Below are 13,087 nucleotides of genomic sequence, written 5' to 3'. Positions count from 1 at the left end.
TCTCTCAAAAATTCAATGTTTGCAAGTATTCTTTATACCTATTATATAAATGTCCCGCTTGTAAGTAAGCTGATTGCGGGCTCATGAAATGCGAAAACTCAAAGGTTATTGCCTTATCATAACCAGCCCGTGCTGCTGCTTCCAGCTTTAGCCGCAGCTTATCAAATTTTATAGGAAAAAATTTAATAGGCATATCCCGATCAAAAGACTCAGCATTTGTCCAGCATTCCATTCCATATTTGTCTGCCAGTTTTTTATTTATTTCAAAAAAAGCCGGCAGTTCATGATAATCTATATGTCCGTCCTGAAAAGCTACAGCATCTATCGCTCCTGAAATTCCGGAAAATATTTCTCCCCATTCCTGTTCGTGTTCCCGCACAGATACAGCTTCTTCTTTGCTAAGTTGAGCAGATGAAGCCATTACCGCTTTTTTTCCGTCTATCCATGGGGAAATAAAGGTTGGCAACCCGTTGCTTACTGTTTTACATTGCAAACCTAAAGTCCTGAAAGCTTCAGTTGCGCCTTTGGTTTTTCTACTAATTTCTGTACTGATATACCAACCTCCGAAGCTTTTATAGTGTCCGTACTTAGCCCAGACCTCTTCAATAACGTATTGATTTGCATCTATTTCATGTTGGAGGTTTCCAGTATCCCAATAAATTCCGCTGTCGTACAGGCCAAAGTAAAATTTCATCCCATATTTATCAGCTAATCGCAGGTATAGTTCAACCAAATCGGTTGTTGGCTTATAACAGCCGTATTTATCTATCAAATAGGTAGACGGATAGGTGATAAATTTTCTGTATCCACTTCTTATCATAATGACGGTATCAATCCCTATTGCTCTCATATAAGCAAAGTCCCGATCCCATTCTTTCTCACCCCAATTTTGATGTGGAATATCGTGTGATATTTCATCAATGAAAGTCCCTGTTATTTTCATCTATTCGTTATTTTTATGGCAGATGTAATCTGTACTGGCAAATCACTATCCCTGTGTTTAATCATTATTGTAATGATGTCAGTTTTATAAATATTTTTTTTCCTTTAAGAAATTCACCCAAATGATATATGCACTTGGATACAGGTGTACTCCGTCCATTGTGTATTCGGCTTTCAACACGCCTCTTTCATCCTGAAACAATGGGCAGATATCGATATAGGTCACACCTTCTTGCCGCGCCAGCTCCTTTATTTTTTCATTCAACTCCGGGACCAGTACATTTCGCCCAACGGTATAAGGCTCTTTCGTCATACTCTCATTAATAGGCAATGCACTCTCTATATAAATCTTAGTTTTTGGCGACTCTTTTTTGATCTTTCTGATAATCTTACGATAGTTTTCGATGGTTACATCATGGGGAAGCTTCCTGAACTGATCATTAATACCGTCCATCAAAAAGATTGCTATTGGTTTAAACCGTATTACTTCATCCATACGAGCTAAAATCCCAAAAGAATTATCACCTCCAATACCTCTATTTATAATCGGATATTTGCTGTCCGCCAAAATTTCCTCCCACTCGCCTCGTTCAGTAATGCTATTGCCTAAAAAGAGAATCGAATTTTTAACAGGCTGTAGCTTTTTATAGTATTCTATACGTTCAACATAATACCAATTAGCATAACTGCTGTCTATTTTTATATTTTGTGCTTTGGCAGCGATATTTAAGCCCATTAAGACGGCTACCATTAACCAAACTTTTTTCATGTGATAACTCCTATAAAAACTTTTGTTCTTTTAAATAATTAACCCATAAAATATAAGCGTCCTGACGAAGGTGAAGACCATCAGAGCTGAGCTCCTTTTTTAGCTGTTCCTTTTCATCTGATAGCACTGGATGCAGATTGACATAAGTAACCTTATGTTTTTCGCATAAAGTTTCTAGTCTTTTATTGACATCATGGATTTTAACGTTATTGACCTTAGCATATATGTCTGACAACATACCTTCATTTACAGGAAGGATACTTTCTATATACAGCTTTGTTTTAGGTGATTTAGATTTTACCATTTTGATTATCCGCTCAAAATTTTGAGCAATGACTTCGTTAGGAATCCCCCGCTTCATGTCATTTACTCCAGACAGCAAGAATATTTTAGCCGGTTTTGATTCAAGAACCTCATCCAGTCTGGCAATAATTCCATAAGTAACATCTCCGCTAATTCCCCTGTTCACGACCCGTTTTGTACCTACTAGTTCATGCCACTTACCTGCCTCGGTTAAACTGTTCCCTAAAAAAACAATCTCGTTTTTTTGGTTTGGCATCTTCCTGAAGAAGTCTAAACGATATTCATAGCGACTATTAAGGTAACTACTATCGATAGTGGCGCTTTCCTGCGCTTTGCTTTCCTTAGCCAGCATCAATGCTGCTGAACATGCTATACTTATTTTATATAATAGTTTCATATTGAAATTATGCTGTAACTTCTGCTTCCTGCTCTACTTCTTCCACTGATCTTAAAGGCACCAACCAGGTTACTATAAATGCCGGTATTGTTGCAATTAACACCCATATAAAAAACTCTTTGTAACCTAAAAAATCACTTAAGAAACCACTGATCATAGATGGAATCATAAAGCCCAGGTTCATTAATCCGCTACCAAATGCGTAATGGGCCATCTTATATTTTCCTGGAGCGATATTTTGCATCATAAACAAGATTAGTCCCACAAAACCATATCCATATCCAAAATATTCTATGGCTACCGCGGAAGCAATGACATACAGGTTGGTAGGTGTAGTAATGGCTAAAAAGGCATAAGCGGCAAATGGAAGATTAAAAAAGGCGCACAATATCAACAGGGTCCTTCTGGTTAACCCCTTGTTAGACACATAATATCCGGCTACAATGGAACCCAATACAAATGCTACGGCACCAAAAACGCCATATAGCAGACCTATTTCTGATGTACTTAAGCCTAAACCTCCAGACTCTCTTGCTGCCTTAAAAAACAGGGGGGTTATTTTTATTGCCTGACCTTCTGCAAAGCGATAAAATACAATAAAGCAGAGGCTAAACCAGATGTGCTTTTTCTGAAAAAAGGTAACGATAACGTCTTTTAACGTATCAAAACCTTCTTTTAATGAGGTTGCTTCTTTGGCCACATTCCCCTCTGGAAGTACCCGCATATTGTATATCCCTAAGCACACCATAATGATACCATATATAAACATGACTACCATCCAGGCATTTTTAATCCCGATTTCCTGCTCTAATTGACCAGCCAAATACACCAATACACCTCCTGAAAATACTTTTGCGACATTATAAAAAGCCCCTTGCCAACCCACAAATTTGGCTTGAAGTTTTGGTGATAATTCGTTAAGGTAAACTCCATCTGCTGCGGTATCATGTGTTGCTCCGCTTATCGCTATGATGGTTAAAATTGCTATGGAGAAACTAAAGAAGTGATCTAATTGTAATGTTAAAGCTAATAAACCAAATAAAACACCCGTAAATATTTGAGTAATATACACGAAAAATTTTTTTGTTTTATAGAGCTCTAAAAATGGTCCCCATAAGGGTTTTAATGTCCATGGCAACATAATTAGCGAAGTCCAAAAAGCTATCTGAGAGTCTGAAATTCCCAGATTTTTATACATAATTGAGCTTGCGCCAGATAGAGCTACAAATGGTAGTCCCATAGCGAACCATGTCGTAGGGATCCAATAAATAGGGCTTAAAGTTTTATTTTTTATCACGTTTAATTTTTAGGTTTCGTATCCAATCTTTTATGTTTTCCAGAAAACACCCTTTTTGGTAGCAATTATTGTAATTAAAGTCACGACAGCAGTAAACAGCACCCCCCTTAATAAACCTCCTGCAAAGCCTGTCTGTAAACTATTTAAGTATATTTCTGTATTGGTAATTTTTAATATTGGAATCAACAATAGGTTACCTGCGGTATAAGCAATCATCGGATTTTTACCCACCATAGCCAACATATTGGTAAATCTTTTAAAAAGCTGAATCTTATTTAAAGCATAAAAGACCAACATCATAAAAAAAGCAAGTCCGGTACACACAAAGTAATAACTGTATGTTGAATAGTCTTTTTTAATACCTCCTTCAAAAGCCTCAAATAAAAGTCCTAAAAACAGCAAATAACTGCCCACATAGATGAGCTTTACTACAATATTGAGTGCTTGAGATTTTTTAATCTGATAAGCAATATATAATGCAATCCCCGCAAAAATGGCGCTAAAGAGTAAGTTCAGTTCCAGATGTCTGGAATACAGACACACCACATTACAAACAATTACTAAAAATCCTACGATAGCTAAAATTGAATAATGCTTTTTGACGATAGCTTGCTGATCTCCATTTGTTTGATCTTGGATAATCCACTCTCCGACCAAAGTTGATGGTAAAATGATGAACAAATATTTTAGGTAGTAGAATTTATACAGCCACGCTGCGGGTGTCCAATTGAATATGGTTTCATTGATACTTCCAGGTTCTTTAGACGCTAAAAATATAGCCATAACAAAAGGTAAAACACCTATTCTTAACCATAGATTCTTTGCTGTTAACCACCAAATAATGGTACCAAAAAAAGCCATATTAGCCAATACGAGAATGATAATATCCGGATTGAACAAGTTGAATTTTTTGTCACCACTGAAGCCGAAAAACATGACACCTATTGCTAATAAGATTCCAACTATCTTGATGGCCAAATCTGTTCTTTTATTTACCTTCTTACCGAAGTCTCCATATATGGCAAATAGCAGCACAAAACATAAAATCGATAAAAGATTTTCTTTTAACCCCGGTTCTGAACTTAACACCCAAGCTCTGGCATGCATGGTAAAAAGCGCAAAGAATGTTAAAAGAACAAACCTTTTTACGATACTTATAAAAATATTTAATGACGAGCTATTCTCTATTTTTTTCTTCATAGCCAATGGGATAGCTGCACCCATAGAAAACAAAAAAAACGGGAATACTAAATCCACCCAAGTAATACCAGGAATTTCGGGCATGAATTTATGCCCGGGTGGTGGTACCTGAGCATGGTACATCCAACCTGGAAGTATTGAAAAAGCAATACTTCCAGATAATACCATTAGTATGATGGCTATTCCCCGTAAAGAATCTAAACTACTATCTCTTTTAACAGTTAGCTTCATTATCCTATTTTACAACAATTTCTATTTCTTTAACTACTTCTTTACTTCCCTTTCCATTCGCATTTTTAGCAATAAAAGTCACTATATAAGTACCTGGGCGACTAAACTTGTACTTATATGTAGACTTCATTTCATCTAAATAAGCTTTAATGGTTTTTGATTTATCAGGGGTTACCGTCCCTGGTAAAAACGAAGAAGAAACGGCCCAATATAAATGAGCTTCAGATCTTTTTGATGGAACAAAAGTCAAAAACCTGTCTGTTGCGGAGTTCTGAGCAAAAACCCAAGCCTGTGTAGGGTCTGTAGACGCAATTATTGGAATACTTGTAAAACCAGCTGTATGTACAGTAGCTATAGTTGTTCTTACGCCATCTTTAGAAATATTAACTAAATCAAACCTTGGAATTCTCCAAGTTTTACCCCCTAAGGCATTAGATGCGGCAGCCTGACTCTCGTATTTAAAACCAAAATAAATTGGTTTATCTTTCACTAATAAATCTGTAATATCTACTGGCGCCGAAGTGGTATAATCAGCTGCAGAGGTATTTGTCCCTGGAGAAACTGACCAAGTAAATTTATTTGAGATATCGGTCCACTCTTCATTTTTAATGCCTGCTGCGCTGTAAATACCGGAGAAACTATTTGAATACAACAATTTCACATTATCTGCTTGCGAACCATTCAAAACCCTGGAAGCTACTGTTAATTCCAGTTTTGAACCTTCTTCAAAAATACGGTCTCTGTATTTATATTCTTTACCTGGTTCACCTGAATAAAAGCTGATTAAATCTGGGTTGCCTTGTAAATTAAAAGTAACAGAATCTGAAACGGCGATTTCATTTTTTTCTGTTGTAACATCAAATTTCACGTTTTCCGGCTCATCTTTTTGGCAACTTGAAAACAGAAAAGTTGTTGCTATCGTTAATATTGATAAAATATTTTTCATGTCTTATTTCTTTTATAATTACCAACCATTATTTGGTTTAGCACTTTTGTTCATTTGTAATTCTCTGGAGGGGATAGCAATTAAAGTATCTCTAGCAGAAACATTATTACCATGCCTAGCCGCATATTGATAAGTGGTATTTCCAATTGTTGTACTATTAATATGTGCAGCTACGTTTTTCATAGTGGGGATATAATTGTCCCATCTTACTAAGTCAAATCTTCTTAAACCCTCGTAAGCAAGTTCTAACATTCTTTCTTTTCTAATAGCATTTCTAAAAGCGATCTGATCTTCTATATCTGTAGATTTTAAATCTGCATTTATAGTTTGTCTCGTTGTAAGAACAGCAGTTCCAACCGCTCCAGTTCCTAATCCGGAAAAGACAATAGAAGGTGCAGAAGTATAACCAACTCCTTCATTCAGAATTTGAATAGCTGTGACTTTACCTCCAGAAACTATTGCCTTGGCTTCGGCACTATTACCTGCACCTCCAATAATGCTTACATCTGGAGCTACGGTATATCCGCTTCCTCCATTAGTTATATTAATATACCTCACCCCTTCTCCCAAACTTTTGCCGTAAGCTCTTCTCCTAACCATATTTACATAATCTACCGCTAAAGACTGAGGGCCATTAATCTCATTGTCAGCTTCTGCATACATCAATAACACATCAGAAAACCTCAATAAAGGGAAATTAATAGTTGTGGTATTTTGAAATTTAGGGTCAGTTGGCTCATATTCTCTTCTCCATTTAGCATCCATCCTATTATAAATTTGGGAAGCATTATAAGTTAATTTTGCCTCTCCAGAATAATAATAAGGACTGATAGTCCAATCTCGTCTCATATCATGAGAGAAATTTTCTAAGACACCATTCACATTTTGAGTAAAGTTTTCAAAAGAATCGAAGAAATACTGAGTGGTATGCTTAGCTCCGTAACTATACCCCCATGGAATATTTGGAGCAGAAATTCCATTGATAGAACCTACTGATCCTTCTTCATTCTGTCCACCATTATATCTGTTAAACTCAACTTCCCAAATAGATTCTTTGGTATCATAAGTTCCTTTGCACATTTTAATAAATACATCTCTAAAATCTGGATTTAACGCGTGTCCTTCCGCTATCACTTTTTCTGCCCATTTTTTTGCCTCTGCATAACGAGATTCGTCTCTTAAAGGAGCCCCTGCCATTTTTAAATTTACCCGAGCTAAAATTCCCCAAACTGCAGATTTTGTCACCCTGCCTGCGTGATTATATTTAGATACAGGATAAACCATAGACTCTGCTTTCTCCATATCAGTAATAATTTGTGCATAAACATCTTTGTATGGTGTAAATGGTAAATTATTATCCGTTACAGATGAAGTTGCGGTTAAACGCATTGGTACATTTCCCCAGTAATTGGTTAATAAAAAATAGTAATATGCTCTTAAAAATAACGCTTGTCCTTCAATAGCATTTCTTTTAGTAATATCCATTTCAACTCTACCGATATTATCTAGTAAAGTATTTGCTCTGTTAATACCTGTATATAAATAGTTCCACAGATCGGTAATTTTTGTATCAGAAGTAGAATAGTTAAATAGCGCTAAATCTTGTGTCCATGTAGATAAAGCCACAAAACTATCATCAGCAATATCCATTTCAAAATATAAGGTTCTGCCGTATGTACCAGATTTAGCTAAAATGTCGTACACACCTGCTAATGCGATTTCTGCTTCCGCCTCTGTTTTAAAATACCCCTTAGGAGAAATTGTATCTGTTGGTACAACATCTAAAAAATCTTTACAAGAAGTAGAAAGTAAACCACAAAGTATAATTGATAAAAATGTCTTTTTCATAATCTTAATTCTTAAAATGTAGTAGTAATACCAAAAGTTAAAGTTCTAGCTCTCGGATAAGCAGAAAAATCAAAACCAGGTGTTAATGCACTTCTTCTTACTGACACCTCTGGATCATACCCAGAATAATTGGTAAATGTGTATAAATTTTGAGCAGCAAGATATACTCGGGCCGATTTCATGTAGATTTTTTGGATTGTCGATTTTGGCAGGGTGTATCCTAACGAAACCGTTTTCAAACGTAAGAAAGAACCGTCTTCCACAATTCTGCTTGAGTAAGCTTTAACTGCATTTCCTTTAATTGCAGCTACTCCAGGAATATCCGAATCCTGGTTATCCGGAGTCCATCGATTTGCATAGCTAGCCCATTGGTTATATCCATATTTATATGCCGACTCGAATACAACTCTATTTGCATTTAAAATATCATTACCATAAGACCATTGTAAAAACACACTTAAATCAAATGCTTTATATGTGAAGTTGTTAGAAAACCCACCTGTATGTTTTGGTACAGGATTTCCTATAATTGTTTTATCATCATCATTAATGATATAATCACCGTTTAAATCTTTGTATTTGATATCTCCCGGTTGAACTGTTTTATTAGATGCATTATTTGAAGGAACATCATTTTTTAGCACATAATTTTGTCCAACTTTAATAAAATCTTCATATCCATAAACACCATCATAAATTAAACCATAAAACTGGGCGATAGGTTGACCAACAACTGCAACATATCCTGGAATATTTTTCCAGTCATCACCCCATGCTTGGCTAGACGCAATGTAATATTGATTTTCTGCCAATGCGATAACTTTATTTCGATTAAATGCGATATTGAATGAAGAATTCCACTTAAATTCCTTTTTAATAATAGGCGAATAGCTTAATGACAACTCCAAACCTTTATTAGATACTTTACCTATATTTTTAATTGAACGGTAATATCCGGTATTTGGAGACATATCTGCATTTAAAAGCAAATCACTTGTACGCTTTTCGTACACATCTGCTTCAAACATCAACCTATCTTTGAATAGGCCTAGGTTATAGCCGATATCTATTTGACTTGTCGACTCCCATTTTAAATCCGGATTACCAATACTAATATTCGCTAAGCCAAGCTGATAATTACCTCCATAAGTATATCCAGGGTTGTTATTATAAAAGTTACCCGCGTCTGTATTTACCGGGGCCATTGCAGGATAAGAAGCAAAGTTACTTACGGCGTTGTTACCTGTTACCCCCCAAGATATCCTCAACTTAGAAGTAGAAATTTGAGGTATATTTTTCATGAAGGATTCTTTTTCCATTTGCCAAGCTGCTGCAGCCGAAGGAAAATACCCCCATACATTTTTACCCTGGAAACGAGAAGAACCATCAGCTCTAATTGTTGCTGTAAATAAAAATCGATCAAACAGCTTATAGTTTACTCTTCCTAAAAAAGAAGCCATTTTCCATTCAGAACCATAAGAAGTTATAAGATTTGGTGTCCCTTCATCTAAACCGTTTAACCCTAAACTTTCATTAGGTAATAAGATAGCACTTGCACCAAAAGCCTCACTGTACCCAGCTTCAGCAGTAAAGCCAACCATTGCATCAAAATAGTGTGATTTATTTAACCTTCTGCTGTATGTTACAGTATTAGAGTTTTGCCACCCATTATTCTTATAAAATGTTTTCGAACCACTTACAGAGTTATTAGAAATAAATCCTGCTCTGGAATACTGGCCGTTAAACACATCGTACTCTCTTATCCCGCTACTATAACCTCCTGTAAATCTAAATTTTAAGTGTTTATTTAGATTATATTCTATAAAGCCGTTCGCGTTTAAGCTATTACCATAGTTTTCTCTTAACTCATTTTTAGCTGTTAAAACAGGATTGAAAGTATTGTTTGCCCCTTGTTCTACTTCCGGATCGATAGGTTCACTAATTAAGTCGAGCTTTGGATCTACGGCCACTGGCCTAAAAGACCAAACACTAAACAACATATTGGTTTCGTTAACATAACCACTTGTAGACGTTGGTGTACCATAATTTTGGACATTTGAATAAGATGCGTTAAACCCTACTTTTAATTTATCGTTAATCTCTTGATCTAATACAAACTTTCCTAATGTTCTTTTAAAACCCGAGTTTATTAAAACCCCGTCTTGCCCGGTGTAAGACAATGTGGCAGAGTATCTAGTCTTGCCACTACCACCTGCTAAATTTAAATAATGATTACTCATTGGGGCTATTCTTGTTACCTGATCTTCCCAATTGATACCTTTAATTTCTTTATAGGAATCTAATGTCTTACCATCCTTTAAATAGAGACCTTTAGTTTTTACCGAATCGATTTCCCATTGTAACTTTACAAACTCGTATGGATTTAATGAGTTTAATCTTTTATTATTTTCTTGTATACCATAGTATGCATTGTAAGATATTACTGGAGCACCAATTTTGCCTCTTTTTGTAGTTACTATAATTACACCATTTGCACCCCTAGCTCCATAAATAGCTGTGGCAGAAGCATCTTTTAGGACATCTATGGATTCGATGTCGTTAGGATCTATTGTATTTAATGGATTTACAGCCTGGTCACCTGCATTTTCAACAGGAAATCCATCTATGACAAATAAAGGGTAATTACTTTGGGTAATTGAATTATTACCACGAATAGTAATATCAATTCCAGAACCTGGCTGACCTTCAGATGATGTGACCTGCACACCTGCAACGCGTCCGCCTAAAGCTTCATCAAATGTCTTTACTGGTGCTTTTTGTAAATCGGCTATATTTACAGTTCCTACTGATCCCGTCAAATCCTTTCTTTGCACAGTTCCGTAACCTATAACAACAACTTCATTCATTTGAGCAACTGATTCCGACAAAACAACTTTTAATTCTTTTTGTGTACCGATAACAATTGCTTTAGGCTCGAAACCTATGTATGTAAAATTTATCATTTTATCATTAGGTCCCAGACTGATTTTAAAATTACCATAAGCATCTGAAATAGTTGTTTTTTTAGATTCTTTGACTTCGATGGTAACTCCAACTAGTGGTTCATTTTTTGAATCTGTTACTTTGCCAGTTATAGTTCTGACTTGTGAATAAGCAATGCTTATCGTATAAAAAGAAATCACCAATGCTAGTACTAGTATTCTTTTTACACATGCATTTCCTGTCTTAAGAAATTTAGGCATATTAATTATGATTAGTGTTAATGTTTAGTTTATACTTTTTTACTATATAGATAATCATGTGATTAAACAATTCTCATTTACCGTCGTTTCATTACTATTTCAAGCGGTAAGTTAATTTCCCTTCCAATAGGCTTTCCATCTTTATAAGATATTGCTCTTATGTGATGCGCGCCTTTGGGAACTGTTAACGGTTGCGAATATATTGGGTAAAACTTATCGGGACTTGTATCGTCAAATGAGTAATATATTTCTAAACCTTCGATCTCTGATGTAATTTTAATTTTTTGAACACCATCTTCGATTACTGAAAAAATAATAGGTTCATAAAATTGGGTGCTGTATTTTACATTTGAGGAATCCAAAAGGAGCAAATGCTTTTCAACTCTTTTAATAAAGAAGTCCCAACCACTCGCATTTTTAGAAGACCATAACCTTTCTGATAAAGCTAAAGCTCTTGGCCATGTCATATATTGAAGCTTTCGCTCGTTTGGAACTTGTTCTGTCCATAAAGAACCTTGACCTCCTAAAATAAACGCTTCGTTAGCATCTTCCGGAGAAGGCTCGAACTTATACATCGTGTTTAGCCTTGCAACAGTAAAAGGACCATTTTCTAAAAATGGGTCTCCTTGATAAAAATCTAGATAAGTGAAAGCAGCAGGAGTCATAATTGCAAATTGTTTATTATTAGAAGCTTTAATCCCCGCTTCATAACTTTTCCAGCTCATGACCGTCATATTATCTGGTAAACCACCCTTTAAATTCTCATTCCAACCTATTACTTTTTTTCCTTTTGCTTCTACAATTTTCGTTACTCTTTTTATAAAATAATTCTGTAAATCCTCCACTCCCTCTAAACCTTCTTTTTGTATAAGTAATTTACATTTATCGCATTTCTCCCAATAACCTCTGGTCACCTCATCTCCACCCATATGAATATATTGACTAGGAAATAATGTTGCTATTTCTGAGAAAATCTTATCTAAATACACATAAACAGAATCATTACCTACACACAAAACATTAGTTCTACTGCTATTCCACGGATCGCCAGCCAAAACTTTTTGTGGCGTTTGTGTGCATGATAGCAAAGGATAAGAAGCTATAAATGCTAAACTATGACCTGGAACATCTATTTCTGGTATTATTTCTACAAACTTTTTAGAGGAATAAATTATCAAATCTCTAATCTGTTCTTTTGAATAAAAACCACCATAGTCTGCTGTTTCATCTGGCTGAGGTGGCAAAAAACCTTTCCAATATCCAGTTCTACTAACTCTCCATGCCCCAACTTCAGTTAACTTTGGCAAACCATCTACAGCAATTCGCCAACCCTGGTTATCTGTTAAATGCAAATGCAAAACATTAAACTTGTATTTTGCCATTTGATTGATATAAGATTTTAAAACTTCTATTGAAAAAAAATGTCTGCTTACATCTAACATCAATCCACGATATTTAAATCTTGGGTAATCAGTAATTAAAACACCATTTATAGTGAAGCTTTTGATTTTTGAGGTATGAACCGGTATTAATTGTGTTAAAGTCTCTAAACCATAAAACCATCCTCGAGAGTTATTCGCACTAATTCTTATTTTTTTATTAGAAACTTCTAACTCATACCCTTCTTCGCCCAAATCTTCGCGATATTGATTCAGCTTTTCGAAAAAAATAACGTTTCTATTAGTCTTTAAAAGTTTGAGATCATATCCCGTGGCATCATTAATCCTTCCTAAAAAAGACCTTATTAATTCCTTATCCTCTTCAGAATTAAAATACACTGCAGTCTTGTTGTCTAAAATAAAACTGTGCTTTAATAGTTTGTAAGACACAGGAACAGGTATTATTTTATGACCTACATCTTGAGCAAAACACATTAATGCACAGATGTAAATCACCAAATAACTACCTAAAAACTTATAAACCTTAGACATCTATTGACAGCTTATTAATT

Annotated in this window: 9 protein-coding genes; all 9 read right to left on the bottom strand. The window is 35.3% G+C overall.

Annotated features, from left to right (window positions below; all coding sequences use genetic code 11):
- Positions 1 to 4: 4 nt before the first annotated feature.
- Positions 5 to 943, bottom strand: a complete 939-nt coding sequence (locus tag PEDSA_RS00130; RefSeq protein WP_013631117.1) for a DUF4434 domain-containing protein — start codon at positions 941 to 943, stop codon at positions 5 to 7.
- Positions 944 to 1,027: 84 nt separating this feature from the next.
- Positions 1,028 to 1,711 carry a GDSL-type esterase/lipase family protein gene (locus PEDSA_RS00125; protein WP_041536912.1) on the bottom strand — a complete coding sequence of 228 codons (684 nt, stop codon included), beginning with the start codon at positions 1,709 to 1,711 and terminating at the stop codon, positions 1,028 to 1,030.
- A 10-nt stretch (positions 1,712 to 1,721) separates the two neighbouring features.
- Positions 1,722 to 2,411, bottom strand: coding sequence for a GDSL-type esterase/lipase family protein (locus PEDSA_RS00120; protein ID WP_013631115.1), 690 nt, complete (start codon positions 2,409 to 2,411; stop codon positions 1,722 to 1,724).
- A 7-nt stretch (positions 2,412 to 2,418) separates the two neighbouring features.
- Positions 2,419 to 3,708: an MFS transporter gene (locus PEDSA_RS00115; protein WP_013631114.1), complete on the bottom strand. Its 1,290-nt coding sequence runs from the start codon at positions 3,706 to 3,708 to the stop codon at positions 2,419 to 2,421.
- Between the two features lie 30 nt (positions 3,709 to 3,738).
- Positions 3,739 to 5,139 (bottom strand): DUF5009 domain-containing protein, encoded by a 1,401-nt coding sequence (locus PEDSA_RS00110; protein ID WP_013631113.1) that lies wholly within the window; start codon positions 5,137 to 5,139, stop codon positions 3,739 to 3,741.
- A gap of 4 nt (positions 5,140 to 5,143) precedes the next feature.
- Positions 5,144 to 6,085, bottom strand: coding sequence for a DUF5017 domain-containing protein (locus tag PEDSA_RS00105; protein WP_013631112.1), 942 nt, complete (start codon positions 6,083 to 6,085; stop codon positions 5,144 to 5,146).
- 18 nt (positions 6,086 to 6,103) lie between these two features.
- On the bottom strand, positions 6,104 to 7,933 hold the full coding sequence (locus PEDSA_RS00100; protein WP_013631111.1) for a RagB/SusD family nutrient uptake outer membrane protein: 1,830 nt from the start codon (positions 7,931 to 7,933) through the stop codon (positions 6,104 to 6,106).
- 11 nt (positions 7,934 to 7,944) lie between these two features.
- Entirely contained in the window at positions 7,945 to 11,136 is a 3,192-nt protein-coding gene (locus PEDSA_RS00095; RefSeq protein ID WP_013631110.1) for a SusC/RagA family TonB-linked outer membrane protein, read from the bottom strand.
- Positions 11,137 to 11,213: 77 nt separating this feature from the next.
- A complete protein-coding gene (locus tag PEDSA_RS00090; RefSeq protein ID WP_013631109.1) occupies positions 11,214 to 13,067 on the bottom strand; it encodes a beta-N-acetylhexosaminidase in 1,854 nt (617 codons plus the stop codon).
- Positions 13,068 to 13,087 lie beyond the last annotated feature (20 nt).

The sequence above is a fragment of the Pseudopedobacter saltans DSM 12145 genome, assembly GCF_000190735.1.
GTDB classification, from domain to species: domain Bacteria; phylum Bacteroidota; class Bacteroidia; order Sphingobacteriales; family Sphingobacteriaceae; genus Pseudopedobacter; species Pseudopedobacter saltans.
The sequence above is the reverse complement of the archived record's forward strand: the minus strand, read 5'-3'. Positions and strand labels throughout refer to the sequence as shown.